Here is a 25,921-nt window from a genome sequence, read left to right as displayed (position 1 = left end):
TTTTCTTTTAATTTCTCCCGATCAGGGTTCCGGCTTTAAACCAATTCTTTCTGATAAAAACATCCCCCGGCTGTGCTGACGTATCCCAGCACAGCCAGGAGATGGAAAAAAATCATACAGGAATATGCGATGCGATCGGCCCAAATCAGTCTGTTGCCCCAGACTGCAAAGCCCATCCTCTCTAACCTGCAATTTTATAGTTGTGACTATTCCGGAAATCGACTCGGTACTAAGTCAAATAGGATACAAGACAAACCTCTCTACAAATCCCCAAATTTAGGGAAGGGCAGAGAATTGTATACAAAAATGTCTAGCGAACTGTATCCTGAAAAAAACAATTCTTGATGTCAGGAACCTCAGCTATCAGGCATGAGGCTTGTAAGATTCTTACGAGCCGTTCTGACCAGCTATAGTCTTAACTGACTACGTTTTTTGAGTCACGACTGAGGATGCGAAGCTAGTCCCCTGAGAGTGTCATTTGCAGTTAAACAGTTCTAAGGTCACTGGAACGGTGCTGCAAGTCTAAAAAGCTCTTAAAACTTTGACCGACAAGCTAACTTTACCCCACAAGGGAGTTTTGGAGACAACCATATCTCCACGGAGAGGCAACCATGCTCCTCCTTCCCGAAAGGGAATATAAAGCCGTCCTATAAGGCTCGCCCTGAGCTTGCCGAAGGGACGGGGTTTCTACCCATTTTTTTGATGATATCGCGTGTTATTGGCGTGGCGTGGTGTGTGAGGAGCGAAGATGCCGAGTTCTGTTGATTTCAGCGGTAGACCATTTCATTTCATCGGCATTGGCGGGATTGGGATGTCAGCCATTGCCTATATTCTAGCTAAACGCAAGTTGCCTGTATACGGCTCCGACATTAAATCGAGTCACATAACCGAGCGCTTGCAAGGAATGGGAGCTCATATTTTTTGGAGTCAAGACGCCAGCAATTTTGAAGTATTTCAAACGGCACTCAACGGTAGCAGTCCTGACAGCGAGATGATTGGGGTCGTATCCTCGGCAGTCGCTGGTACGGTAGGAACTTCCGTCGCGACAGCCGAAGCTCTCAAATTGAACGGCAACGGTTCAAGCGCCCAAGCAATTGGGGGATTGCCTCAAGTAGTCTGTTCGACGGCAATTCACCCGGAAAATGCCGAATATCGAGCTGCTTTAGATTTGGGCTGTCCGATTTTTCATCGATCGGATGTGTTGGCAGCCTTAATTCAAGATTACCAAAGTATCGCCGTAGCCGGGACTCACGGCAAAACTACTACTAGCAGCTTAATTGGCTTCATGCTGATGGCTGCGGGTCTAGATCCGACGATCGTAGTCGGAGGCGAGGTAAATGCCTGGGAAGGTAATGCCCGTGCCGGCGAAGGCCCCTACTTAGTTGCCGAGGCTGATGAATCCGACGGTTCTCTCGTCAAGCTGGTAGCAAAAATTGGCATAGTGACCAATGTGGAACTGGATCATCCAGACCATTACGAGACTCTCGATCAGGTGATAGACATATTTAAGGTGTTTGCCCAAAACTGTCAAACCTTGGTGGGCTGCATAGACGACGAAATCGTCAAAGACTGCCTCGCGCCCAATGTCAGCTACAGCTTGCATCAGGATAGCGGTGCTGACTACACGGCTTCGGGGGTGGAGTACGGTGCCGAAAGCACTAAGGCTCAAATTTGGGAGCGAGGAGCTTTCCTGGGGGAAATGGAGTTGAAGTTGCTGGGGACACACAATCTCAGCAATGCACTAGCTGCGGTAGCAGTGGGTCGATTGTTGGGGTTGGAGTTTTCGGCGATCGCCAAAGCAATTGCTGGCTTTGAAGGAGCTCGTCGCCGTTTTGAGGTGCGGGGTTTTCACAATGACATCTTGTTTGTGGACGACTACGCCCACCACCCTAGCGAAATTCTCGTCACCTTGGCGGCGGCTCGCTTGCGGATCGAAGGTAGCGACAAGACTCCCCAATCCCGAAGAGTAGTTGCTATTTTTCAACCCCACCGTTACAGCAGGACTCTGACATTTTTGCCAGAATTTGCTCAATCTTTTGGGGATGCCGATTTGGTTGTGGCTTGCGATATTTATAGTGCTGGGGAACCGAATTTAGGAGAGATTAGCGGGCAGCAAGTTGCTGATTTGATTGCTAAAGAAGGCCGAGAAGTTGTGTTTGCGCCTTCTCTGGAATCGGTAAGTAAGTTTTTAACCGAAAATCTGCAACCGGGGGATTTGGCTCTGTTTTTGGGTGCTGGTAATCTGAATCAGATTATTCCAGAGGTTATGGCTTTTTATCAAGCAGCCGATCGCCCGGATTAGCTCTCAGATGCGGGATTAGCTCGACATGATGGCGGTGCAGGTTCTACCGACACCGCTGGAAGAGCGGCTCGCTCAAAGCAGCGACATAAGTTGCGTAAATGAATTTTCAACCACCTCTTCAAGCGAATGTATTTTTAAGGATTTTCAAGATGGTGACTATCTCGAATGACTCCTCTGTTAAGGAAAATCGGCGAGTGTATTCTCCTATTTCTTTGCGGGGAACTGACTGTAAGATTAACTCCCAAGTGGCGCTGGCCGGTCTGACTTCCTTCCGAGTGGGCGGCCCGGCCGAGTGGTACGTGGCTCCCCGCAGTTTGGAGGATTTACAAGCGAGTTTTGCCTGGGCACAGGATGAAGGAGTGCCGGTGACTCTGCTGGGCGCGGGTTCTAATCTGTTGGTGAGCGATCGGGGTTTGTCCGGTTTGGTCGTCGGCACTCGCTACCTGAAACAGGTAAATTTTAATGCAGAAACAGGTCAAGTTACAGCCGGGGCGGGGGAGTCAATCCCTCGTCTCGCTTGGTTGGCTGCTAAACGGGGCTGGAAAGGTCTCGAATGGGCGGTTGGTATACCTGGCAGCGTGGGAGGGGCTGTGGTGATGAATGCGGGGGCTCACAGGGGCTGTGCTGCTGATATTCTGGTCAATGCTCGCGTCCTATCCCCCGGTGGTAAGCTGGAAATTCTCACACCGGGAGATTTGGGCTATCGCTACCGGACTTCTCTGTTGCAAGGGGGCGATCGCCTGGTAACAGAAGCGACTTTCCAGTTGCAGCCAGGATTCGATCGATCGCAAGTAATGGCAGAAACTAATCACAATTTTAGCCAGCGGCGGACGAGTCAACCCTACCATCTGCCTAGCTGTGGCTCAGTTTTCCGCAACCCCAGCCCGAAGGCGGCAGGTTGGTTAATCGAACAAGCGGGACTGAAGGGATATCAGATCGGCGGCGCACAAGTAGCTCAGCGCCATGCTAATTTTATACTTAACTGCGGGTCGGCAACGGCCAATGATATTTTTCAAGTGATCCGCCACGTTCAACAGCAAGTCGAGCAGCGGTGGTCGCTGTTGTTGGAGCCAGAAGTTAGAATACTGGGAGAGTTCCCTTTCTAAGGCATCATTGAAGTAATACGAAGGCGGCAAACTGCCAGCCCACACACCATCAGAAACTAGCTGTCAGGAACTCTGGTCTAAAGACACGCTCGCTTGGTCGCGAGCAAGTCTCGAAGCAAGCTATTATGACCAGCTATAGTCTTAACTGACTACGTTATTTAGGTCACGACACCCTGTGGATGCGAAGCTGTCCCCTGCTCTGTCGCTAGTGGTTAAACAGTTCTAAAGTCACGCTTTACAGTGCTGCTAGCCCTGCGCAAGCCCTGATAACATTGACCGACAAGCTAACATCACCCCGCTTTCGTAGGCTCTAATCGAGCAAACATTATGCGTACAGGGTTGTAAGGTTTGAGATGGTAATTGTCCCATCGAAAGTACACTACAAAAGTACACCTGATCGAACAACTCGCCCGGCGGTAATGGAAAGATTCAATGCGGTTAAAACCGCCTGGTCGTTTTTCTCTCAGGTCTAAAGACTCTGAGTTTCCCACTTACCTAGTGTTTTTATGACAAAATCAGGACAAGGATTTGGCTTCGGCCTGGGCAAAATGAAGGAACTGACTGAAGCTTTCAAAAAAGCTCAGCAGGTTCAAGAAGGAGCTAAAAAGCTCCAAGAAGAGTTGGATGTAATGGAAATTGAGGGAACTGCCGGCGGCGGCTTGGTTAAGGTTTTTCTCAGCGGCAACCAAGAACCCCGCCGGGTGGAAATTTCGCCGGATGCGATCGGTGAAGGTGCTGATGTGGTTTCTGAACTCGTCACGGTGGCGATGCTGGATGCTTACACTAAGTCTACGGCAACGATGCGGGAGAAAATGGAAGAACTCACCGGCGGACTGAATCTCCCTGGTTTCTAAGTCAGTTGGCAGTTGACAGTTGACAGTTGACAGTTGACAGTTGACAGTTGACAGTAGTCATTGGACTGTTAGCTGTTGACTGTTGACTAAAATCTTGTAACTACCAACTATTAACTGTTGACTAAAATCTGGTAACTGCCAACTGCCAACTAGCCACCGCCAACTGCCAATTAGCCACTGCCAACTGCCAACTGACTAATGACTAAATTATTGTTTGTCTGCCTGGGAAACATCTGCCGATCGCCCTCAGCAGAAAATATCATGAATCACTTAATAAAAAAAGCTGGTTTGGGCGATCGCATCACCTGCGATTCGGCTGGAACTGCCGGCTATCACATTGGTAGCCCCCCTGACAGCCGGATGGCGTTGGCAGCGAGGAAGCGAGACATTGAATTGTTAGGCGCAGCCCGCCAATTTAAAAAGAAAGATTTTGAAGATTTCGATTTGATTCTGGCGATGGATCGGGACAATTATCGGAATATTCTTGCTGTTGATACTGCGGGGAAATACAAAGATAAAGTGCGCTTGATGTGCGATTTTTGCCAGCAATACGACCTGAAAGAAGTTCCCGATCCTTACTATGGTGGGCCGGAGGGATTCGATCGGGTAATTGATTTGCTGATGGACGCTTCGGAGGGTTTGTTGGAGTATGTTATCAGTCAAGAAAAATTCCGAGTTAGCGGCAAGCAATCAATTTAAAAAAGTGCCTTCTTCCGCCCGAATATTAGCAATACTGTAGGGGGGACAACGCTGACAAAACTCGTCACTAGGGATATCAGATTTTTTCCAGCACCCCCTCCCAAGAGGATACTTGGTGACAAACAAAAAGTTAAACTTGTCAATACAAAATTGGGAGAATTGATACTTAAAGCAGCAATTGGCAGCAAAATTGATGGATACCAAGGCATTAGCCAAGGTGTAGCAAACAAAAACAAAGTTAGAGTCGTCCATCCAATATCTGATACCAAATTAATTGCCGAATCATTTTTGCGGAAATATGATTTAATTAACGTCCCTGCATAGTAAAGTATCCAGCTTAAATACGCAAAATATTTGAGGAATGATAAAATACTTTCCCTGGCTTCAACAGTTACATTGGGGAAAAAATTCAGAAATAAATTGATAGCATGGTGAAACGATCGAGCTGTAGCCCCCGACACTCCTGGATTTAACAAACTTCTCCAAGCTGAAACTGTTGGCAGAAATGTATAAGTTACCACCACGATAATTAATAAAGAAAGTAAGATTAATACTGCTAAATCTCTCCACCGACGGTGCTTGCAGAGAAAGACAAAAACTAAGGGCAGCCAAATAATAGGCAATGTTTTGACGAGAAAACCCACCCAAATTGCTAAAACTGCCAAAACATATCGCCGATAGTAAAGATATCCTATTAAAACAATCAATGTATTAGCAAGAAATACGTCAAGGTGAGCATTAGCGATCTGCTCGTTTAACAAAATTGGATTGATTAAATAGGCTATTGTTATGAGGTTACGGTTTTCATAGTTTGTTAGCAACCTCCAAATCAAGTAGGCATTGAGTGTATGTACCAAGACGCAGATTATTTTAAAAATATAAACTCCCAGTAGAGGGCTAATTGGTAAAGCAAGTGCTGATATAGCAAAAAAGAATAGAGAAACTGGGCCGTAGGTAGAAGTTTGCCGCCAGTGGAGGAAGGGAGATACGTTAGAAACAAATGTAGAGGAACTATTAAGATAAGGATTTATTTTATGTAAGCTCAACGATCCGTAATGCAAGTACAAATAAATATCACTGCTTGCGGGATAAGCTATGAGGGCAAGTGCCAGAAAGGGGATTGCATACTTGCAAATATCTAAAAAGCTGGAACTGGTCGCCTTTTTTTGAATTAACCAGATAATATATGTAACTGTTGCTATTAAGTAGGAACCGTTAATTAGAAGTCTGATGACACTGAAACGGCTGGTAGGGAAATCGTTATAGTTTTCTCCTCCCTGTAAAACGCTGTAAAACTTGGTGATTCCCATTGATGTCATGGAAATACAGAATATTATGGAAGCTGCTAATGCGACAGCATATAGAATTTTCTCATTTTTTAAGTAATTTTTGAGTGTGCTGTTATTCATATTTGTGGGCTAAGTGCAGGTAATTTTCGTGCCAAAAGCGGTTTGCGGTTATCTGACTAAATGGTGTTCCATCGCAAAGCGCACGAGTTCTGCACGGTTGTTTCTTTCAGTTTTTCTGAACAAGCTGCTAACGTGCTTTTCGATGGTGCGAGGACTGAGGTGGAGCCGATCGCCAATTTGAACATTAGAAAGACCTTCTGTCAGCAAATCTAGCACTTCCTGCTCTCGCTGCGTCAATTTCGGAGCATTTGGGCTTGGAGATGCACGCGCGGCGTAGCTCTCCCGTAGGGAATCACCCGTTTTTGACTTTTGAGTTAAAAAATCCGTTTCTGGCTTGTCATTGGCTCTGCTGCGTGCCTCTAATGGCATCGGTTCGGGTTCCGGGGAACGAGACGGTGCCTGAGCAATTAGAGCATAGCGATCGAGCAAAGAGCGAATTACCGCCCCCAATTCCTGGAGTTCAAAAGGCTTAGCCAGAAAATTGTCGCACCCCATCTGATAGCCACGAATCCGTTCCTCAGTGCTCGTGCGTTCCGTCAAAAAAATCACTGGCAGCAAGCGGAAAGCGGGACGAGTCCGAACTCGTCGCACAAATTCGTAGCCATCCATTTCGGGCATTGTAATGTCGGTAACAATCAAGTGGGGCTGAAATTCCTGTACCAACCCTAAAGCTTCTTTGCCGTTCTCAGCAGCGATGACAGAGTATCCGATAATTTCCAGATAATCGGTAATCGACAAGCGAGTCGCAAAATCGTCGTCAGCAACCAGAATCGTCAAGGGCATGGGGGGAAATTAAAAATTAAACATTAAAAATTAAAAGTGAGTAATTTCACTTTTAATTTTTTATTCTACTGTTTAATTCTCTTGATAAGTTGCAGTTAAAGTAACAGGCTGTGCTAAATTTCCCTCCAAAGCTACGCCGCGCCCGTTGGCGGCCAAATGCCGCAGAGTTTTGTAAATTGTCTCAATTTGCTCTGGGCTGCCGGCTTTTTTGGCTATTTCTGCTACAGATAGAGGTGTTTGGGCGTCTTTGAGCACTTGCAGTACCCGTTGCTGCAAGTCCAACACAGCAGCAGCGGCTTTTTTGCCTGCTTCCACCCCTGGCTGGTGATAGGCATTGACATTCACCAAGGAACCGTAAAAACCTACGGCTCTTTCGTAGAGGGCGATTAATGCTCCTACTGTCCGAGGGGTGACTTGGGGAATCGTGACTGTGATTGAATCTCGGTGATTTTCGTACAAAGCTTGTCGAGTTCCCTGCAACAAACCAGATAAATAATCTCCACAAGTGACTCCGGTTTCTACTTCCACAGAAATGCCTTGTCTGTCTTCCAATACTTCGATAAATGTTAGGAAGAAATTCGGCACGCCGTCTCGCAGTTGCTGGACGTAGGCGTGTTGATCGGTTGAACCTTTGTTGCCGTAAACTGCGATTCCTTGATGAACTATGTTGCCATCTAAATCTTTTTCTTTGCCTATAGATTCCATGACTAATTGCTGCAAATAGCGGCTGAACAATAGCAGGGAATCTTTGTATGGCAAAACTACCATGTCTTTTTCGCCACGTCCATTGCAGGCATCATACCAGGACATGGCTAAAATGGCGGCAGGATTGTGTTTAATGTCGGTAATTCTGGTAGCTGCGTCCATAACTTTCGCACCTTCGAGCATCGCCCGAATGTCGATGCCTTGCAAGGCTGCTGGCAAAAGTCCTACTGTTGAGAGTTCCGAAGTGCGTCCTCCCACCCAGTCTGCCATCGGGAAGGTGGTAATCCAGCCTTCGGATTTGGCTAATTTGTCTAGTTTGCTGTCTGTGCCGGTGATGGCAATTGCTTGTTTGGCGAAGTCGAGTTTTTGGGCTGCGAAGGCTTTTTGAACTTCGATCATGCCGTTGCGGGGCTCCGGGGTGCCGCCGGATTTGGAGATGGTAATTACTAGGGTGCTGGCGAGTTTGTCTTTGAGTTGGTTGAGGATGCGATCGATCCCAGCGGGATCTGTGTTGTCAATAAAATGAATTGCTAGGGGTGGAATGTCTGGTGATAGGGCTTCGGCGACGAATTGGGGGCCGAGGGCGGAACCGCCGATGCCGATCGAGATTATATCGGTAAATTGTGGAGCAAATGGCGGTTTGATATCGCGGCTTTGAATTTTTTTGACAAAATCTTCGACTTGTGCTATGCCTTCGACTATTTCTTGTTTTAATTCTGGAGTGGGAGCTAAATCGGGGTTTCGCAGCCAGTAGTGGCCCACCATGCGGTGTTCGTCGGGATTGGCGATCGCTCCTGCTTCTAAAGCTGCCATGTCTTTGAAAGCTTTGTCAAATTTGGGTTTCATTGCTGCTACGAAAGCGTCGTCGAACCCCATGCGGCTGACATCGAGGTAAAGTCCCAATCCCTCGTGATAGTAAAGCCAGTCTTGATAGCGTTGCCAGAGTGCTGCGGCGTCCATAGGAATTCTCTACAATTTTTATAATGTTCGATCGGCATCGTCGGGAATCCAACAATTGTAGTTTAAAACGATCTGATGTCATGATTTTGCAGCATCCCAATAAATTTAAGCATTAGTCGCCTGAAGGCTGAAGGCTGGGTGCGGCAGAATTAAACAATAAAAATATGACTTGGGTGGCACTTTTCGTAAGTAGATCGCCCATTGGTGGTAACGCCCCATAGATCGATCGCTCGTCAAGGGACAGTGGCATATAGATTGACGAGTTGTCCGGGTTGGGCTTTGGGTGCTGGTTTGACAATACTCGAATTCGGGCGATCGCCCGCTGTAAAATAGGCATTACAGTCTGGTTAAATATACTTTTAGCTGTCACTCAATCATCGGCTAAAAATATAATGAACAACTGTAAACTACCGAAAGTGTAGTAGAATATACTGCAATACGGTTCACTTAAGACTGATCCCCCCTAGCCCCCCTTAAGAAGGGGGGGACAAGAGTATTTTCAAAGTCCCCCTTCTTAAGGGGGATTTAGGGGGATCTCCGAGCAATAAACAGCGCTAACTGAACAGTATTGGAATATACAGATATTAGAATTCAAAGTGCGATCGACTATGCTTACTCTATCTCCCGAATTAAAAGAAAAATTAGCAACTCCGCTCAAAATCGGCGACTTTGAAGTCAAAAGCCGCGTCCTGCAATCGCCCTTATCCGGCGTTACCGATTTGGTATTTCGCCGCCTGGTGCGCCGCTACGCGCCGGATTCGATGATGTACACCGAAATGGTGAATGCTACGGGTTTGCACTACGTGAAGCAACTGCCGAGAATTATGGAAATTGACCCAAACGAGCGCCCAATTAGCATTCAATTGTTTGACTGTCGCCCGAATTTCTTGGCAGAAGCGGCGCAGAAAGCTGTGGCAGAAGGAGCGGATACTGTTGATATTAATATGGGCTGTCCGGTTAACAAAATTACTAAAAACGGCGGCGGTTCTTCTTTGCTGCGAGATCCAGAAAATGCCGAGGCAATTGTGCGGGCGGTTGTGGAAGCTGTAGATGTTCCTGTTACTGTTAAAACTCGCATCGGTTGGACGGATAAAGAAATTAATATTTTGGACTTTGCCAAGCGGATGGAAGATGCGGGAGCAAAAATGATTACTATCCACGGCCGCACTCGATCGCAAGGTTACACTGGCCCGGCAAAATGGGAGTGGATTCGCCGCGTTAAGGAAGTTTTATCGATTCCCGTTATTGGTAACGGAGACATTTTTTCAGTGGAAGCAGCGATGCGGTGTCTGGAAGAAACCGGCGCTGACGGAGTGATGTGTTCGCGGGGAACTTTGGGCTATCCTTTTATGGTGGGAGAAGTTGATTATTTCTTGAAAACTGGTGTGGAAAAGATACCTCCGACACCAATTGAACTCCTCGAATGTGCTAAGGAACATCTGCGGGGTTTGTGGGAATATAAAGGTGAAAGCGGTGTCTGTCAAGCGCGCAAGCACTTAACCTGGTATGCTAAGGGTTTCCCCGGTGCTGCTGAATTACGGGGCCTGTTGGCTGTGGTAGAAACGGTGGAGCAAGGTTGCGATTTGATCGATCGCGCGATCGATCAATTGCCCGCATAAACCTTGAAACAAAACCCGCCTCTGCCGGCTAAAATTTAAGACACAGTTAGAATTTTGTGTGTGGGGAAAGCATGGATTCATTAAAAGGGCGAGATTTATTAAGTCTGGCAGATTTAAGCATTGATGAATTAAATTATTTGCTGGATCTAGCAGCCAGTTTAAAATCAGGAATGGTCAAGCTGAAACGCAATAAAGTTCTCGGCTTGTTATTTTCCAAAGCTTCAACACGAACGCGGGTGAGTTTTACTGTGGCAATGTATAAATTGGGAGGGCAAGTAATTGACCTCAATCCCAACGTTACGCAAGTCAGCCGCGGCGAACCCTTGGTAGATACAGCCAGGGTTTTAGACAGATATTTGGATGTTTTGGCCATTCGGACTTTCGATCAAAAGGATTTAGCAACATTTGCCAATTATGCAAAAATTCCTGTGATTAATGCCCTGACAGATGACGAACATCCATGCCAAGTGTTGGCGGATTTAATGACAGTCAAAGAGTGTTTTGGTAAGCTGGAAGGAGTGACATTAACTTATTTTGGCGACGGTAACAACATGGCAAATTCGCTGATGTTAGGCTGTGCAATGACAGGGATGAATGTCAGAATTGCTTGTCCTGAAGATTTCCGACCAAATCCTGAGATTGTGGCAAAAGCTCAGGCAATTGCTAATGGAAAAACAGAAGTTATTGTGACTGCTGATGCGGCAGCGGCGGCGAAGAATGCTCAAGTTATTTATACTGATGTTTGGGCGAGTATGGGACAGGAAGAGGAAGCGAAACTCAGGATTCCTTTGTTTGAGCCTTATCAGGTAAATGAAAAACTTCTAGAGTTATCCGATCGCAATGCAATTGTACTGCACTGTTTGCCGGCACACCGGGATGAAGAGATTACGGATGCAGTAATTGAAGGTTCGCGATCGCGCGTTTGGGATCAAGCGGAAAATCGGATGCACGCTCAGCAAGCTTTGTTGGCTGCGATTCTCGAAAGCGATTAGATAAGATCAGATTAGACGGCGGTTGAAACCGCGTCTACACCGACAAAACCCAGATGGTGCGTGGGTTGAAGAGTAGGCGGTTAAAATTACGTGATATTCTGAGTCTTCCGTTATTTCAAGCGCCGTTTTATCTGAACCGTATTGGATTAAAATCGACTGCAATTATTGTATTAGTTTGATGGCGGTTTTCAATTTGATATAATCGGTGGCAGCATTTCCTGAATTGCGATATTAAAAGCGGGAAATTGCAGCGGTGAAATGCTCGCAATTTCCCCAATAATTACTTCGCTTTGATATCCATCTTCAGCGGGTTCTCTAAAAATGTGCAGTTGTCTGTCATTTACATTTAGTACCCAATAATCGGCAATTCCAGATCGCGCGTAGATTTTGGCCTTAATTTCGCGATCGTAAGCCAAGCTGCTGTCTGCCACTTCGATAATTAGATATACTTCTGAGGGAGTCGGATGGTGAGTGGCGTAGTCCAAGGGATCGATTCTGACTACGGCGATATCGGGTTCTGGTTCGGAATTGTCATCGAGGGCGATCGGATCTTGAGTATAGACAGCAGCCAGGTTTTCGAGAAGAGCGCGCAGAAGCGTCGCAGTGCGTCTAGTTGCGGAAGTATGGGCAGTTCCTTTTGCACTCATTCTGATAATATTTCCTGAAATTAATTCAACTCGTTCCTCTGGGTGAAAAAATCCCATCTCTCCCAGCTTCTGATATTCTTTAACTGTCCATTTGCGGAGCGTGAAAGGAGCTTCTGTACTCAGCATAGTTCCCTCGCTAATTGATAATTTTATTGTAACTCATATCTTAGATCAAATCCAGTAACATCGGAATTATGATTAGCAGAAATGATGAGACGGCAATGCCGTGTCCCTATAATATTATTTTGGGTAGAAATGAGGAGACGGCAATGCCGTGTCCCTACAATATTATTTTGGTTGGGTAGGGACACGGCACTGCCGTGTCGTCTATATTCTGGTGCAACCGGAATTGATATTTAACTGGTTCCCAGGCTCTGCCTAGGAACCACTAGAATGAGTAGATTAAGAGGCTCCGAAATTCACTTTTGTGACTCCGCCAGCGACAACATTAACTGTTTGTTGAATTTGACTACCGTCAACTTTCAACTGATAAGAACCGGGCGCAAGCTCGATCGCCCCAAACCATCCTTTACCATCCGCGCGCAGTTGCCGCGCCTTGCTAGTAGCATCGATCGCCTGCAATGTCAAACTCGCACCGTCGCAAGTTCGATCGCACTGCTGCAAATTTCCGGCGATCGCCCCAGCAGTAGGCCGCGACTTCCAAGGCATATCGGGAACCGCTGCCGGCATTGTCCACACCGGCTGAGTTTCAACGGTTCTGCCCGTAGCGCCGTCAACGTATTGACTCGGCTGCGAGAGGGCGGTGTAAAATAGATCGTTGCTTTTCGGCAGGTATTTCCAAGGCTGACGGGGTAAATCTCTGCTGTTGCCGCCAGTTCGCAGTTCAACGTTGGTGTACACGTTGCTGCTAGCGTAGGAATACAGGACAGTACCCGCAACGTGATTCCCAAGGGCTGAAGGGGCTTCGGCGCGGCGGACTTGCGAAAGGGTGTCTTCGATGTAGTTGAGGTAATTGCCGGGGCCGATCGCAATTTGGCGGTTGTACTGGTGGTTTTTGGCGTACTCGATCCAATTGTCGTAAGCGATTTTTTGCGATCGCTTGTATTCGCGCTGGTAAGTCATCGGCATCGCCATGTCGAGAATACCTTCTTCTAGCCAAGCGCGCCAATCTTGCAAGACTTCTTTGTAAGGTTGAGTTTGCATCCAGTCGCGATCGTTTTTCGGGCCGTCTCCCCAGGCGATGGTGGCGGCGGTAATTTTCACGCGCGGTTTAATTGCTAGGGCTTCTACATAAAGCTTTCGTACTAAATTTGTCACCTGATCGCGCCGCCACTGCATCCACAGGGGATCTGTGGGTGCGGGTTTGCCCGATCGACCGTTTTGCTGGTTGAAACGGGCGATCGAAGTCGGATTGTAGCCCCAATTCGGCCCAGCGTAGCGCACGTAATCCAACTGTACGCCATCCACATCGTAGCGCTTCAGCAAGTCCAAATAGACGGAAACAGTATAATCTAGGGCGTCTGGATTACCGGGATCGAGGAAACCTTTAGCTTCGCCGCCCGAAGTCAGCATCGCCCAATTGTCCTTTCCTGAGGCATTGGGCCCGTGTTTTTGCCAAACGTGACCGGCGGGAAGTTTGCCACCGGAAACTACTGGTAGCGTCACCATCCAAGCGTATACTTCTATACCTGCGGCGTGGGCTTTGCCGATCAAATCTTGCAGGGGATCGAAACCTGCTGGAACATTGGGATCGGTGGTGCGGGGTTCGATCGCGCTCGTATAAAAAGCATCGCCACGGCGGCGGACTTGGGCAACGATCGCGTTGGCATTAGCCCTCTGCGCGTCTGCAATCAACTTTGTGACTTCTTGAGGGGTTTTGAAACCTGGGTTGAATGCGTCCACCCAGAAGGCCCGAAATTCGCTGGTTTGGGTTTGTGGGGGGAGAGTTGCGATCGCCCGTGAAGGGAACAAGTTTGATAACCAACCGGGAGTCAGCAGAAAACTGATTGTTAAGCCGATCGAGAACAGGCTTGACAAAAAGAATGTTTTGGTTTTTCGCATGAGGAATGTGTGAGAGAGCGTTTAACTGTCCTTTACGGACTTTTGGTTTGAGCGTCCGCTTGACATTTTCGCACATCGGTGCAAGTTTGGGCGAAAATACACTGAACTGGCGATCGCTTATACTTAACTCTGGTATTTTCTATACAATCGCTCTATTTTTTCAATGTACGAACGCACTGATCCTGAGATTGAAGCAATTCAAGAATTCCTCTCGCCACACTTTGGAACTGACTTTGAGCCTGACGAACTGGCAAATAGCGAACAGACAATCATCGAACAGGTATTGGAGTATGTAGGTAGCCGGTTTACCCGGATGAAGTATATCCTCGGTCTTGCCCTTGATTTTGCGATCGTTGCACAGCGTCTATCTAATGTTGATGACTCTGCCAAAAGATTAAGAGAGCATCTGACAATTGAACAATTATTTCAACGCTATCAAGTTGTCACTGAACGGGGAGAACAACAGGCAAATACACTAACTTTAAAATTTGGTCAATCAACTCAAGTAGGTATCGGACGTATAGAAGAGTCACTTGTTCAATTTTTTCACAGTCTCAATCGTTCAAAATATCCCAGTGCTTATGTTTACAATACAGGTCAATGGCAAAAGTTTCAAGACCTACTGATTCTCTGTTTTCGTCTGTCCGAGTCGGGACGATTTCAACTCTGCCAACAACTTATTGATTTTGGTCTTGAACGATTGCCAAAGAACATATTTGTTACTAGAGAATCTTTACGAGTTCGTTTATTTTCCGAGATTGTAAGCAATTACCCGCGCAGCGATCCAGATGAGAATGGAGGTTTAGTTTTTCAAGCCATTGCTTGCGGTTATTTCAAAGCCGATCGACCTCATCTCAGCTTTGTCGTTGATAAGGTACGCACAGGTTCGTCCAGACAGCGGCGTTTTGGAGATATTGACTGTTATTATGGCCTGGATCTAGAAATATCAATAGAAGTAAAAGACTGTCACATTTCCCTGAAGAACCTCAAGCAACAATTGGGAAGTTTCCAGAAACAAGTAACAGGCAATCAAATCCTTGGTGTGGCTTTTGTACTCTCCATAGATGGGGAAGCGAGTTCTGTACTTAGCGACAGCGGTATCATTTCGTTCGCACAAGACGAGCTCATTAAATCCGTGAATATCTGGGATTGGCAAAAGCAGGATGCAGCCGTGCATGAAATGCTTCACTATCTTGCTCACGTTGAACAGAATCCTAGTGCTGTTGGCAGGCTGCTGGCATTTATTGGCGATCGAGATCCCCAACACAACTCTCTTACTTATTATCAAAGTTAAACTGTGATTTCAAGAGCAAGCTGAATCGGAAAAATTAACTCTGAATTGAGTGGCTTTATTTTTTGCGATCGGGCTCTAACAATTTCATCATCTGAATGGCTTTGATAAGCCTTGACAACTTCCTTTCCTACCGCCAATCCGAGTAGTGGCGGTACGGCATTTCCGACTTGAAGGTACTGTGATGTTCTCGAACCAATCACCTCAAAATCATCGTCAAAAGATTGCAGCCTCAATCCTTCGCGGACAGTCAATCCCCGATGCTGACTTGGATGAGTGGATCGTGCAGACGAAGGTTTTCTCATGTTAGATGTTACAGCAATAGCTGGTTTATCACTAGCTAGTCGAGCATAGCTATTGTGAAAACCGCTGGCTGGTTGAAGGCGATCGGGAATTGACTTTCGGTTGCCACCATCTGGGATATACTTCAGAATTTCAATTAACTTTTGTGAATGATTGGCCGCCTCGTGATGTAGCAGTATATTGGCAGTTTTTCGTCTAGCTATTTGATAGTCAGTTTGCGGCATAATCTGGTAATTTTTACAAATTTCTCCAGCATTTAATGGCGGCAAATCTGAAATTGCATCAGCTACATTCACATAAGAGTGAGAACTTGGCAGTGGAAATTCAGGCGGCAACAATCCATCAAGCCAACCTATAAAAAAAGCACGTTTTCGCAGTTGTGGTACGCCGTAGTCAGCCGCTTTTAAAAGACGACATTTCATGTGATATCCGATATCAGCAAAGCTAGCAATGACTGAATCACGCACCTTGCCTCCCTGCATTACCAGCATTCCTTCAACATTCTCGATAATCACATAAGCAGGACGAATTTCAGCCACCAAATCGCGAAAATTACGCCATAAAGAATTGCGAGGATCTGCGCTTTCTCGCTTGCCAACGGTGCTAAATCCTTGGCATGGTACTCCCCCAGTAATAATATCGATTTCTGCTACCGAAATTTCAAAGAACTCCTCTATCTCGGAAACGGTTGTCTGTGTTAAGTCAGATAGCAAACAGGGAAGTGGAGATAGGTTACGTTCAAAAGTTTGTTTGGCGTTTTGACAGTAATCTATGCCGCCGATTGCTTGAATGCCAGCACGTTTAAAACCCAGAGTTAACCCTCCAATGCCGCAAAACAAGTCAAGGCTACGCGGAAAATCCTTTGTTTGAGTTTTTGTCATCGTTAACTACCTCTTGAGAGAACTATATAGAAAGTCAACATACTTTTGCGAACTTACGGCACTTCCGACTGGGATAAGAATGTCCGCGCTGACTTCGTTCATTTTAACGGAGAAAATCTTTTGCAGGCTTATTCCAAAAATGAAGATATGCGTGAGTCAGAATGATGCTAAAATACACTGTTTGTATGGCTGCCGCTCGCATCAGAATAACATATACTGTGATGCCAGCGGTTTAATTGACCGGAATTCTCGATCGCACTCAGTAAACCAGATCAGTAAATCAGCTCAGTAGTTAGCCCAAATATATCTGCAATGGAAAAAAAAACTATCGATGGATTGTGGGTATCAGTATTGTACTTTGCTCAAGGTCTCCCTTACACCGTCGTTAATTTAATGTCGGTGATTTTTTTGAAAGGGATGGGAACCAGCAACGAGATGATCGGATTGACAAGTTTGTTGTCTTTTCCCTGGGTATTAAAAGGTTTGTGGGGGCCCCTCGTTGATATGTATTCCACTAAACGCAAGTGGATTTTAACAACGGAAATTATTTCTATTTTTCTGTTTGCGTTGCTAGCTTTTGGTGTATTAACGCCGGAACCTGTTATTATATCACTGGTGATATTTACGGCGATCGCCTTTGTGTCCGCTACTCACGACATCGCCATTGATGGATTTTACTTAAACGTTCTGAATAAAGACAAACAAGCGCTATTTGTCGGCGTTCGCAACACCGCCTACAGGGGGGCAGTCATTGCCGGCAGCGGTGTATTGGTGTTCTTAGCAGGGAAAATAGCAGAACAGCATTTAGTAACAGGAACGGCGGGCGATACGAAGGTATATCAGGACATTCAGTTGTCACTTTTGGGCTCGTCTTTTAGCGTGTCTGCGCTTAAATATGGCTGGGCGACAGCCTTTGGCATTTGTGCCATTATATTTGTGCTGATTTATCTGTTCCAGCGCTGGTATCTTCCCTATCCTAAAAATTATGCTGTCGAAGCGGGTGCACCGCAGCGGACAACGAGTTTTATCGAGGCATTTAAAACTTATTTCGAGCAAGATAAAATTGGCTGGATTGTGACTTATGTCTTGATTTTTCGATTGGGCGATGCCTTAACATTCAAAATGGCTCCTCCTTTTTTAATGGATAAAGTTGAGAAGGGAGGGTTGGCAGTTTCTACGTCGCAGATGGGTTTGCTATCGGGTACTGTCGGCGTGATTTTTCTGTTAATCGGAGGATTACTGGGCGGCTATTTGATTGCCAAACAAGGATTGAAAAAATGGATGTGGCCGACGGCTATTTTGCAAAATTCAACTAATGTGCTGTATTGGCTGCTAGCAATCAATCAACCGGGGATTGAATGGGCTTATGCTGTAAATTCGATCGAGCAATTTACTTACGGACTTGGTGTAGCTGCCTATACAGTGTTCTTAATGCGGACTGTTCGCCCCGAATATGAAGCATCCCACTACGCGATTACAACGGCTTTTATGGCCGCAGGAGTGCTGATTCCGGGCGTTTTTAGCGGCTACTTACAGGCAGACTTGGGCTATCAAAATTATTTCTTGTTCAGTTCACTGGCTGTGATTCCCGGTATGATGACGATTTTCTTTTTGCCGCTAGAAGATGAGTACAAATTAGCATCTATGCCCCGGCCTGGACTGGACGATCCAGATTAATTAAATTGTATCTGTTGACTTTCCTACTTGGCGCCCATAAAATAGAGGACACAACATTGTTGTGTCCCTACCGCATATCTTTAGTGCTAATCGCCAACTAAATCGAAATAAAATCGCTAGCTGTAATCGGACTATTTAGTATGCCGAAGAAACTGGCAATAACTTCACCACTGCTGGCAATTTCGATGGTTGTTGAAATATCGCCTTGAGTAATTCTCAGTTGGTTGAAGCTCAAACCTTTGGTCAAACCAATTAAATCTTGACCCTGTTGAAAGTCTAGAAGTGTATCTGTACCTGCACCTGCTCCTAACACAAATACGTCGCGTCCAGCGCCACTAATTAAGATGTCTGCACCCACTGCGCCAACTAGGGTGTCGTCCCCGTCTCCCCCGTTCAAATTGTCATCTCCTTTGCCACCGAATAGCTGGTCATTTCCTAGACCACCAGTGATAATATCGTTGCCGCGGTTGCCGCTGAGAGTATCGTTTCCTCCGTTACCAGTGATAATATCGTCCCCACCAAAACCTGATGCTGTATTGTTGGCATCGTCGCCTACTAAATTATTAATTTTAGAGAGGTCGAGAGCAGTTCGCATTGCAAAAAAAATTCCCAAAAAAGAGCTTCCCGGAGTAGCTCTTAACTGCTCTGAACTGCTCCGCGATTGCAATGCTTCTCCTATTTCCGGGAGCGCAAAGTCTAAGCCATTTAACAGCTCTAAATAATCTGAATCTGTAAAAGTAAAATCAGGACTGCTCAACTGGTTTACAGAGATTTCTGTCTGAGTCAGGCCGGGAGGAGGAGTTGTTAATAAGCCTAATTGCGTGTGCTTGTCTAACGCCAGCAACGGGTTAATAATCGGGTTAGTAAATGTTTGTAAAACAACTTTTCCTGGCAGAAAAGCTTCTCCTCCCAAACTAACAAAATCGCCGCTAACTATGTAGTGAGTTACATTTTTTCCGGCGCCAGCTTTCTGTGTAAAAGTATTGACTGTGCTCTGAGCAATTCCGGGAGAATTGAAGGTGACAACATCTCCGATCGCAGATGTGAATTCTGTGGCGGCTAGCTGCGTTAGGGCGCCGCCCAAGCTGTGTCCGAGAAGGTCTGGCGGCAAGCGGCCGGGGTTTTTTGTTGTATCTTGACCGATTTCTGTCAGCCAAGTTCCTAAGGCTTGTTTGTTGGCTTCAAATTGGTTGAAACCGACGCTTCGCTTGTCTGCGTTGGCAAGATCGTCTACGAGGGAGTCGGTGCCGCGAAATACTAATACGGGCGGTTTGTCTGGGGTGGTGGAAATTAAGCCGATCGCGTGAAATCCAGTTCCCGGATCGTCAAAAGTGCGATCGATTTGGTAGCCGGCAGCGCTCAAACCAGTTTGAACGACAGTTTGAAACTGGGGGTTGTTATCTATGTAAGCAACTTGTTTCGCTAGATTTTCGTAAACGGCGGGGGAAGAAGGCATATTTTTTATTTCCTGTGGTTGAATCGGGAATTAGTTGTTAACCTGGTTAATTCATTTTACTGTAAACTGGATTAATTAACAATATTAATTTATTCAATTTTGCAATTATAAAATTATCAAAACAACAAAACAAGCCAAACGAATTTAGTAAAAAATAAGTAATATTTTTTACTAAATTTGGCTCGCTTTTACGATATCCAAACTACAAATTTTTCTCGCACTAAAGCTGCACAAAATCAGTCTGCGTAATGTCACTCGCCGACACGGCTGTGAGAGTAGCAAGAATTTCGCCAGTAATCGGGATAGAAATTACAGCTCCGTCACCACCTTGTCGGACTATAATTAGAGGAAAAGTTAGCCCCCGCGACAGTGCAATTAAATCTTCACCCTTTTTAAAATCGACAATTACATCGCCTCCGCCGCCGGATTCCAGTACAAAGCGATCGCGCCCCGCACCGCCGATCAAAATATCGTTGCCAAACTCGCCGGACATCAAATCGTTTCCCTCGCCACCCTCCAAATAATCGTTATCTCTGCCGCCGTACAAGAAGTCCTCACCGCGATCGCCGGTGATGCTGTCATTACCTCGATTGCCTCTAAGAGTATCGTTACCCCCGCTGCCGATAATTGTATCCTCGCCCTTGCCGCCCGTAGCAGTATTGTTGCGAATGTCGCCCAATAAATAATTCGATTGCAGAGGAGCTAAACCGTATTGCATTTGTCTGATTAAGTCCACAAAAGAAAATTCTGAGGCTGTTCTCAAACTCTCTGCACCCCCTCTGGTTCTGATTGCTACTGACACATTTGGTAGGGGAAAATTTAGCGCAGCGATAAACTCGTTAAAATCTGAGTCGTTGTTACTATAGTTAAACTCGATACTGTTTAAGTTTTCGAGGGAAATTTGCCTCTGAAAAAAATCTGCGGGCGGAGTAGTTAACAAATTTTCGGTTCGATGTTTTGCCAAAACACTTAAGGGATTAATAGTCGGGTCAGTAAAAGTTTGGAGAAATACTTTTCCCTGTATAAATGCTTCGCCAAACAAGCTGACAATATCTCCGCTGACAATGTAGTGACTGACATTTTTGTTGCCTGCTCTACTGAGATTTTTCCGAAAATTGCTGGCGATACTCGCTGAGACTCCGGGAGAGTTGAAAGTCAATATATCGCCGGTCAGAGATGTGTATTCGCTGGCGACAATTTGAGCGATCGCTCCGCCCCAACTGTGTCCGATGACATCTGGCAATAATTTGCTGGGGTTTTTGGCAGTATCTTGACCGATTTCTGTGAGCCAGTTTTTGATACTATCTTTGTTTTTTTCAAATTCTGGTAAGCCAATGTCGCGGGAGTCGGAAAACATAGCGTCGCCGTCGATGAAGTCTGTACCTCGAAATACTAGGACTGGCGGTTTTGTGGGGTCGGAGGAACCGAAGCCGATCGCATAAAATCCGGTTTCTTTGTCGTCGAATATGCGATCGATATAGTAGCTGTTGGTGTCCAGGAAGCGCGAAACTTGATTTTGCGCGTTCGGCTTTTGATTCAAAAAAACAATTGACTTAGCCAGAGCTTCGTAAACAGCAGGCGAGGCACTCATAATATTTTATTTGGTGTTTGTTGGTATTGGCGATCGCTCTGGTTTTGAGCTAATTTTCCACTGCCCGCCATTATAACTGACAGATTTTTATGGTAAACTTGATCATATCTACTCAACAATCATTTTTGTGCAGTTATGGCTATCATTCGTCAATACATTGCTCCACTTATAGCGATATTAGTATTTTTCGTGGCTCTGGTAGCAGTCAGCGCTCGCATCTTTTTGCCGGCTGACATGGCTGCCCCGGCACCAATTGAGGAAGCGATCCCCCAAAAGCAAGCGACAGGAGTTAATCCAATTTTCTTGGGGCTAAATTATTCCCCTCTCCGTGTCCGCTAAACCGATGTCAGCCGAGATATTACCGGGCTACGGGCTGCGATCGGGTTCTGGACTCGATCGCGCAAAACTGCTAAAGTTCCTGCACCATACTTACCGAGAGCTTTACCCCGATCGGGAATTGGGACATTTGGCTCAAACTGTCGAGCAGTATTTTTCTAACCAGACGCCGCTTTGGTGGGTAGAGTGCCTGAAAAACAGCCAGAAAGAGGGAGAAAGTTTTTCTGCACTCCCCTCGCAGTCTGCCAATCTCAAATCGATTGTCGGATGTTTGTGGTTGGGAAATGCGATCGACCAAACCACTGGAGAACGCCACGGTCATATTTTTCTGCTCTACATAGCACCGGAACACCGCCGTCAGGGACTCGGTGCAGCTTTAATTATTCAGGCAGAAAATTGGGCCCGTTCAAGGGGCGACAGGCAAATTGGTTTGCAAGTTTTCTTGAACAATCAGCCTGCAATGAATCTCTATCAAAAATTAGGCTATGAGAGTCATTCTGTCTGGATGATCAAATCTCTTTGAAAAACCAGAGGTATTTGTTGGCAGTCAGAACTAGAGTTCGGATTCATCTAAATTATGAGGACTCTTCCTCCAGCAGGGCGAACAATAGGAGGACTTGAGTCTTGAATCGGAATGCTTTTATTGCCCGGAATGCTAATTTATATTGACCGTTGACTGAGTTGCACCCGTAGCATCCTCTGTGCGGTAAAGTTTTTTTATGAACAATAACGACTACCCCAACGCCCTCGATCTTGATACGGAACTGGAAAGCCCTTTGGATCAATTTGACGAGTCCGAACCCGCGCTACCAGATCCAGAGGAAATGCTGCCTTTGCTGGAATCCCCGGAACCTCAGCACCGGATGATGGCGGCGCGGGCTTTTTGCGAATTGCAGGACGATCGCGCGATTTCGCATTTAATTAATTTGTTGAGAGACGGTTGCCCCTTGGTGCGGGTGAGTGCGGCCTATGCTTTGGGGCGAAATCCGAGTCCCGATGCTGTGGAACCGCTGATCGAGCAACTTAACCGCGATTGGAACGGTTATGTTCGCAAAGGGGTAGTTTGGGCCCTGGGAAATTGCACAGATCACCGCGCCTTAGCGCCCTTAATTGATGCTCTGAGAACTGATATTTCGGCGGTGCGTTTGTGGGCGGCGAGTTCTCTGGGTCAAATGGCAAAAGTTGGTTACTATGTGGTGATTGCGGGGATTCCGCCGTTGATTGAATCGCTGCGGGGAGATGCTGTGTCTGCTGTGCGAAGTAACTCGGCTTGGGCGATCGGGCAACTGGCGCGGGAATTGCCGAATAATGTAGTGTACGCTGGGGCGATCGACGCTTTAATTGAATCTTTAGAAGAAGATGCAGATATGGGCGTGCGGGAAGATGCGAAATCTTCCCTCTTGCGAGTCGGCGATCCGCGCGGTTTGCAGACAATTGAAGATTTAGAAATGGAAGGAATGTTATGATCGAATTCCTACAATTAAATACTGTCAGGGATTGTGCACTCCGAATCAAGAAACCGGGTTTTGTATAAAAATACTTGATTGCAGCCAGCAAATTCGGTAAAAAACCCGGTTTCTGGGCTCTGCGTAAGTTTTAAGTGTTTTAAAATTACCGTTTAGCGCGATCGCTTGTGAACTTCATCAATCCCAAAACAGAGTTTGGCTTCAAAAAAATCTTTGCTTCGCCCCAGAGCAAAGAAGTTTTGATTAGCTTCCTGAATGCCATGCTCTACAACGCAGAGCCGACAATTCAAGACTTAGAAATCATCGATCCCTACGCCGCACCAGCCATTACCGGTTTAAAAGACACTTACCTGGATGTCAAAGCCAAAATTACAGGCAACACAACTGTCATTATCGAAATGCAGGTAATTAATGTAGAAGCTTTTACCAAGCGCGTCATATACAATGCAGCCAAAACCTACGCGACTCAGCTAAAACCGAGAGAAGGCTACTCAAAATTAAATCCTCTGATTGCTTTAACAATTACAGATTTTGTGCTGTTTGAAAATACCGAAAAGTTTCTCACCCATTTTGTTTTTAAAGAAATCGAAGAAAACATCGAATATTACAGAGAAATAGAATTATTTTTTGTAGAACTGCCAAAATTCAATAAAGAATTGGAACAAGTCGAAAACCTGATTCAAAGCTGGGTTTATTTTATCAAAAACGCTACCAAGCTTGATGAAATACCCGAAAAATTTGCATCAATACCCGAAATTAATACAGCTTTTTCAATCGCCAGTAAAAGTAATTTAAGCGTTGATGAATTAGCCGAATTTGAAAAGCGAGAAATGTTTTTTGAAGACCAGCGCGGTGCTATTACTAAAAGCCGCCAAGAAGGCCGCCAAGAAGGCCGCCAAGAAGGTAGAATTGAGGGGCAAATAGAATTAATTATGCGTCAAATAGGGCGGCGCACTGGTGAGATTTCGCCGGAAATTCAAAGTCGCATCCAGCAGCTATCTCCCGAACAATTGGATGATTTAGGTGAAAATTTGTTGGATTTTAGCAGTCAAGAGGATTTGATTGCTTGGCTTGAATCGGTGTCAGCGTAAATTTCTAATTATGTCCGGCAAAAAGGACACGGCAGTGACGTTTCCCCACGGATATTAGGACACGGCAGTGCCGTTTCCCTACGGATATCATGTGTTAATCTAATAAGTCAGGTTCCCGGTGTACAATCATGTCATAAAGCGGTTGAAAGCTAAACCATCCCATGCGGTGCGAGCCTACTTGTTGCTGTGTCAAACGCGCACATTCTGGCTTAATGAGAATCGGTTTTCCCGCTGCTTGGGCCATTAACTGCGCTTGACAAGAACGTTCCATCGAAATAAACCACCAAGCCGCTTCATCTACTGTCTCACCTACTGTTAACAGCCCGTGATTTTGTAAAATAATGGCTTTTTTCTCACCTAAAGTTTTGGCGATGCGTTTAGCTTCTTCGATTTCCAAAACAACTCCGGTGTAATCGTCAAATAAGGCATGGTCTTCATAAAAAGAACAAGCATCTTGCGTCAGCGGGTCAAGCAGGCGGCCCAAACTCGACCAACTTTTGCCGTAGGGAGAATGGGCGTGCGCTGCTGCGATTACGTCGGGGCGGGCGCTGTGCACTTGGGAATGAATGGCAAAGGCTGCTTCGTTTACGGGTTTATTTCCTTCAACTACTTCGCCTTTGTGGTTGACTAAAATTAGGTCGCTGACTCGAATCAAACTAAAGTGCATTCCAAAGGAATTGACCCAGAAATGGTCGAGGTGTTCGGGATCGCGGACGGTTATGTGTCCAGCAATTCCTTCGCTAAATCCGAAGCGACCAAATAACCGAAGTGCGGCGGTTAAACGTTGTTTGCGGTGGCGACGTTCTTCTTCAAATGAGTTGAATGTTGGGGGTTGAAAAGTGACTTTTGGGATTTTTACTGCTATCATAAACTGTTTGGTAATTGGTAATTAGTCAGTAGTCATTAGTCATTAGTCATTGCTTCGTATTCACTCAAGCGCAAACCTGCTATGTTTTTGCAGTCAAAAGTGGCGTTATTTCCGGGGTGGCGTTCGATTAATTCGATGATTTGTCCGGCGGGGTTTTGCAGAAACCACTGGGTTAATGAGCCGTAGTCTAAAGGTTGATATGACAGGGGTTGAAAGTTTTTATTTTGCCATATTTTAGCAGCATTCTGAACGTTTTCGACTCGAATCGCGACGTGGTGAACTGCTGTCAATCCCCTTTCTTGCTGGAAGCGGTTTTTTTGGTCGCCGGCTGCGTGGGGCGCATCCAATACTATTAAGCCGCCGGCTGGCATTAATAAGGTCATTAAATGCAGCCACAAATCGGAGGGAATGTTAATGTTTGCGGTACAAAAGTTAATGGGAAACAAGTCGGGGCCTTCAACTATTTTGGCGCCGAAGGATCGAAAAGATTCGGCGTAGTCTTCTAGGGCGGCGCGATTAGGAAATGTGATGACAAAGTGGTCTATTGATACTAATTCTCCGTACAGCTTTGTCTCAAATGTCCAGGTTGTCAAAAATTCGGGATTAATAAATTTGGGGTTGAACTCCAGCAAGCCATTTTTTTCGATGAATGGTGAGTCAAGATGGCTGTCAAGGTTGCTGTCTAATTTTAGGGTTGGTAGATTCAAGTTTTTCATGTCTCTCACCCGATGTTATAGCAGTGGACAGTGGACAGTGGACAGTTGACAGTTGCAGAATCAGGAAATCAAACCGTTTAGGCTATGGGTTAGGAGGCTCTATTCATGAGGTTATTTATGTCCTAACCGCTGTGGCGATTGCTATAA

The 25,921-nt window shown here is 46.0% G+C and carries 23 protein-coding genes; 12 read left to right on the top strand and 11 right to left on the bottom strand.

All coding sequences use genetic code 11. The features are described 5' to 3' along the window. Positions 1-748: 748 nt before the first annotated feature. The 4 genes from murC (at position 749) to QUB52_RS06575 (ending at position 4,961) form a co-directional block, all read left to right on the top strand. A complete protein-coding gene (gene murC, locus QUB52_RS06590; protein ID WP_332972533.1) occupies positions 749-2,302 on the top strand; it encodes a UDP-N-acetylmuramate--L-alanine ligase in 1,554 nt (517 codons plus the stop codon). Positions 2,303-2,451: 149 nt separating this feature from the next. Next, positions 2,452-3,408: a UDP-N-acetylmuramate dehydrogenase gene (gene murB, locus QUB52_RS06585; protein WP_332972561.1), complete on the top strand. Its 957-nt coding sequence runs from the start codon at positions 2,452-2,454 to the stop codon at positions 3,406-3,408. Between the two features lie 506 nt (positions 3,409-3,914). Further along, the gene (locus QUB52_RS06580) at positions 3,915-4,262 is read left to right on the top strand and encodes a YbaB/EbfC family nucleoid-associated protein (protein WP_265235045.1); all 348 of its coding nucleotides are present in this window, start codon (positions 3,915-3,917) and stop codon (positions 4,260-4,262) included. Positions 4,263-4,460: 198 nt separating this feature from the next. Next, entirely contained in the window at positions 4,461-4,961 is a 501-nt protein-coding gene (locus tag QUB52_RS06575; RefSeq protein ID WP_332967232.1) for a low molecular weight protein-tyrosine-phosphatase, read from the top strand. Here QUB52_RS06575 and QUB52_RS06570 read toward each other — a convergent pair. The 4 genes from QUB52_RS06570 to QUB52_RS06555 all read right to left on the bottom strand — a co-directional run bounded on the left by QUB52_RS06570 (position 4,958) and on the right by QUB52_RS06555 (position 9,155). Further along, positions 4,958-6,370: a hypothetical protein gene (locus QUB52_RS06570; RefSeq protein WP_332967230.1), complete on the bottom strand. Its 1,413-nt coding sequence runs from the start codon at positions 6,368-6,370 to the stop codon at positions 4,958-4,960. The genes QUB52_RS06575 and QUB52_RS06570 overlap by 4 nt on opposite strands. A 48-nt stretch (positions 6,371-6,418) precedes the next feature. Then, positions 6,419-7,153: a response regulator transcription factor gene (locus QUB52_RS06565; RefSeq protein ID WP_265235048.1), complete on the bottom strand. Its 735-nt coding sequence runs from the start codon at positions 7,151-7,153 to the stop codon at positions 6,419-6,421. 72 nt (positions 7,154-7,225) lie between these two features. After that, positions 7,226-8,818, bottom strand: coding sequence for a glucose-6-phosphate isomerase (locus QUB52_RS06560; protein ID WP_265235049.1), 1,593 nt, complete (start codon positions 8,816-8,818; stop codon positions 7,226-7,228). Positions 8,819-8,930: 112 nt separating this feature from the next. Next, the gene (locus tag QUB52_RS06555) at positions 8,931-9,155 is read right to left on the bottom strand and encodes a hypothetical protein (RefSeq protein ID WP_265235050.1); all 225 of its coding nucleotides are present in this window, start codon (positions 9,153-9,155) and stop codon (positions 8,931-8,933) included. Positions 9,156-9,426: 271 nt separating this feature from the next. Here QUB52_RS06555 and dusB point away from each other — a divergent pair, with 271 nt between their 5' ends. Then, entirely contained in the window at positions 9,427-10,437 is a 1,011-nt protein-coding gene (dusB, locus tag QUB52_RS06550) for a tRNA dihydrouridine synthase DusB (protein ID WP_265235051.1), read from the top strand. A gap of 71 nt (positions 10,438-10,508) precedes the next feature. After that, complete coding sequence (gene argF, locus QUB52_RS06545) at positions 10,509-11,429, top strand: ornithine carbamoyltransferase (protein WP_265235052.1); 921 nt, start codon at positions 10,509-10,511, stop codon at positions 11,427-11,429. A 188-nt stretch (positions 11,430-11,617) separates the two neighbouring features. Here argF and QUB52_RS06540 read toward each other — a convergent pair whose 3' ends face one another. Beyond that, complete coding sequence (locus tag QUB52_RS06540) at positions 11,618-12,202, bottom strand: Uma2 family endonuclease (protein ID WP_265235053.1); 585 nt, start codon at positions 12,200-12,202, stop codon at positions 11,618-11,620. A gap of 276 nt (positions 12,203-12,478) precedes the next feature. After that, the gene (locus QUB52_RS06535; protein WP_332976136.1) at positions 12,479-14,074 is read right to left on the bottom strand and encodes a family 10 glycosylhydrolase; all 1,596 of its coding nucleotides are present in this window, start codon (positions 14,072-14,074) and stop codon (positions 12,479-12,481) included. Between the two features lie 187 nt (positions 14,075-14,261). Here QUB52_RS06535 and QUB52_RS06530 point away from each other — a divergent pair, with 187 nt between their 5' ends. Continuing rightward, positions 14,262-15,392, top strand: coding sequence for a hypothetical protein (locus QUB52_RS06530; protein ID WP_332972534.1), 1,131 nt, complete (start codon positions 14,262-14,264; stop codon positions 15,390-15,392). Here the strand turns inward: QUB52_RS06530 and QUB52_RS06525 are convergent. Continuing rightward, complete coding sequence (locus QUB52_RS06525) at positions 15,389-16,573, bottom strand: DNA cytosine methyltransferase (RefSeq protein WP_265235056.1); 1,185 nt, start codon at positions 16,571-16,573, stop codon at positions 15,389-15,391. The genes QUB52_RS06530 and QUB52_RS06525 overlap by 4 nt on opposite strands. 312 nt (positions 16,574-16,885) lie before the next feature. On the opposite strand from QUB52_RS06525, the gene QUB52_RS06520 reads away from it, so the two are divergent. After that, positions 16,886-18,250 carry an MFS transporter gene (locus QUB52_RS06520; RefSeq protein ID WP_332972535.1) on the top strand — a complete coding sequence of 455 codons (1,365 nt, stop codon included), beginning with the start codon at positions 16,886-16,888 and terminating at the stop codon, positions 18,248-18,250. A gap of 97 nt (positions 18,251-18,347) precedes the next feature. Here the strand turns inward: QUB52_RS06520 and QUB52_RS06515 are convergent, their stop codons facing one another. Then, a complete protein-coding gene (locus QUB52_RS06515; RefSeq protein WP_332972536.1) occupies positions 18,348-19,706 on the bottom strand; it encodes a calcium-binding protein in 1,359 nt (452 codons plus the stop codon). Between the two features lie 220 nt (positions 19,707-19,926). Further along, the gene (locus QUB52_RS06510; protein WP_332972537.1) at positions 19,927-21,297 is read right to left on the bottom strand and encodes a calcium-binding protein; all 1,371 of its coding nucleotides are present in this window, start codon (positions 21,295-21,297) and stop codon (positions 19,927-19,929) included. Positions 21,298-21,432: 135 nt separating this feature from the next. Here QUB52_RS06510 and QUB52_RS06505 point away from each other — a divergent pair, with 135 nt between their 5' ends. The 4 genes from QUB52_RS06505 to QUB52_RS06490 all read left to right on the top strand — a co-directional run bounded on the left by QUB52_RS06505 (position 21,433) and on the right by QUB52_RS06490 (position 24,190). Continuing rightward, complete coding sequence (locus QUB52_RS06505; protein WP_265235060.1) at positions 21,433-21,636, top strand: hypothetical protein; 204 nt, start codon at positions 21,433-21,435, stop codon at positions 21,634-21,636. Positions 21,637-21,640: 4 nt separating this feature from the next. Further along, on the top strand, positions 21,641-22,156 hold the full coding sequence (locus tag QUB52_RS06500) for a GNAT family N-acetyltransferase (protein WP_332967220.1): 516 nt from the start codon (positions 21,641-21,643) through the stop codon (positions 22,154-22,156). A gap of 196 nt (positions 22,157-22,352) precedes the next feature. Then, the gene (locus QUB52_RS06495; RefSeq protein WP_265235062.1) at positions 22,353-23,099 is read left to right on the top strand and encodes a HEAT repeat domain-containing protein; all 747 of its coding nucleotides are present in this window, start codon (positions 22,353-22,355) and stop codon (positions 23,097-23,099) included. 167 nt (positions 23,100-23,266) lie between these two features. Further along, positions 23,267-24,190: an Rpn family recombination-promoting nuclease/putative transposase gene (locus tag QUB52_RS06490; RefSeq protein ID WP_332972538.1), complete on the top strand. Its 924-nt coding sequence runs from the start codon at positions 23,267-23,269 to the stop codon at positions 24,188-24,190. Between the two features lie 94 nt (positions 24,191-24,284). Here the strand turns inward: QUB52_RS06490 and QUB52_RS06485 are convergent, their stop codons facing one another. Together QUB52_RS06485 and QUB52_RS06480 are read right to left on the bottom strand one after the other, a co-directional pair. After that, positions 24,285-25,058 carry a class II aldolase/adducin family protein gene (locus tag QUB52_RS06485; RefSeq protein ID WP_265235064.1) on the bottom strand — a complete coding sequence of 258 codons (774 nt, stop codon included), beginning with the start codon at positions 25,056-25,058 and terminating at the stop codon, positions 24,285-24,287. Between the two features lie 35 nt (positions 25,059-25,093). After that, on the bottom strand, positions 25,094-25,774 hold the full coding sequence (locus QUB52_RS06480; protein ID WP_332972539.1) for a hypothetical protein: 681 nt from the start codon (positions 25,772-25,774) through the stop codon (positions 25,094-25,096). Positions 25,775-25,921 lie beyond the last annotated feature (147 nt).

Source organism: Microcoleus sp. A6-C6 (genome assembly GCF_036705955.1).
GTDB lineage: Bacteria > Cyanobacteriota > Cyanobacteriia > Cyanobacteriales > Microcoleaceae > Microcoleus.
The sequence above is the reverse complement of the archived record's forward strand: the minus strand, read 5'-3'. Positions and strand labels throughout refer to the sequence as shown.

Excerpts from the sequence above, each read along its gene's own strand:
- murC (WP_332972533.1), top strand. The coding sequence starts at position 749 with ATGCCGAGTTCTGTTGATTTCAGCGGTAGACCATTTCATTTCATCGGC.
- murB (WP_332972561.1), top strand. The coding sequence starts at position 2,452 with ATGGTGACTATCTCGAATGACTCCTCTGTTAAGGAAAATCGGCGAGTG.
- QUB52_RS06580 (WP_265235045.1), top strand. The coding sequence starts at position 3,915 with ATGACAAAATCAGGACAAGGATTTGGCTTCGGCCTGGGCAAAATGAAG.
- QUB52_RS06575 (WP_332967232.1), top strand. The coding sequence starts at position 4,461 with ATGACTAAATTATTGTTTGTCTGCCTGGGAAACATCTGCCGATCGCCC.
- QUB52_RS06570 (WP_332967230.1), bottom strand. The coding sequence starts at position 6,370 with ATGAATAACAGCACACTCAAAAATTACTTAAAAAATGAGAAAATTCTA.
- QUB52_RS06565 (WP_265235048.1), bottom strand. The coding sequence starts at position 7,153 with ATGCCCTTGACGATTCTGGTTGCTGACGACGATTTTGCGACTCGCTTG.
- QUB52_RS06560 (WP_265235049.1), bottom strand. The coding sequence starts at position 8,818 with ATGGACGCCGCAGCACTCTGGCAACGCTATCAAGACTGGCTTTACTAT.
- QUB52_RS06555 (WP_265235050.1), bottom strand. The coding sequence starts at position 9,155 with ATGCCTATTTTACAGCGGGCGATCGCCCGAATTCGAGTATTGTCAAAC.
- dusB (WP_265235051.1), top strand. The coding sequence starts at position 9,427 with ATGCTTACTCTATCTCCCGAATTAAAAGAAAAATTAGCAACTCCGCTC.
- argF (WP_265235052.1), top strand. The coding sequence starts at position 10,509 with ATGGATTCATTAAAAGGGCGAGATTTATTAAGTCTGGCAGATTTAAGC.
- QUB52_RS06540 (WP_265235053.1), bottom strand. The coding sequence starts at position 12,202 with ATGCTGAGTACAGAAGCTCCTTTCACGCTCCGCAAATGGACAGTTAAA.
- QUB52_RS06530 (WP_332972534.1), top strand. The coding sequence starts at position 14,262 with ATGTACGAACGCACTGATCCTGAGATTGAAGCAATTCAAGAATTCCTC.
- QUB52_RS06525 (WP_265235056.1), bottom strand. The coding sequence starts at position 16,573 with ATGACAAAAACTCAAACAAAGGATTTTCCGCGTAGCCTTGACTTGTTT.
- QUB52_RS06520 (WP_332972535.1), top strand. The coding sequence starts at position 16,886 with ATGGAAAAAAAAACTATCGATGGATTGTGGGTATCAGTATTGTACTTT.
- QUB52_RS06515 (WP_332972536.1), bottom strand. The coding sequence starts at position 19,706 with ATGCCTTCTTCCCCCGCCGTTTACGAAAATCTAGCGAAACAAGTTGCT.
- QUB52_RS06510 (WP_332972537.1), bottom strand. The coding sequence starts at position 21,297 with ATGAGTGCCTCGCCTGCTGTTTACGAAGCTCTGGCTAAGTCAATTGTT.
- QUB52_RS06505 (WP_265235060.1), top strand. The coding sequence starts at position 21,433 with ATGGCTATCATTCGTCAATACATTGCTCCACTTATAGCGATATTAGTA.
- QUB52_RS06500 (WP_332967220.1), top strand. The coding sequence starts at position 21,641 with ATGTCAGCCGAGATATTACCGGGCTACGGGCTGCGATCGGGTTCTGGA.
- QUB52_RS06495 (WP_265235062.1), top strand. The coding sequence starts at position 22,353 with ATGAACAATAACGACTACCCCAACGCCCTCGATCTTGATACGGAACTG.
- QUB52_RS06485 (WP_265235064.1), bottom strand. The coding sequence starts at position 25,058 with ATGATAGCAGTAAAAATCCCAAAAGTCACTTTTCAACCCCCAACATTC.
- QUB52_RS06480 (WP_332972539.1), bottom strand. The coding sequence starts at position 25,774 with ATGAAAAACTTGAATCTACCAACCCTAAAATTAGACAGCAACCTTGAC.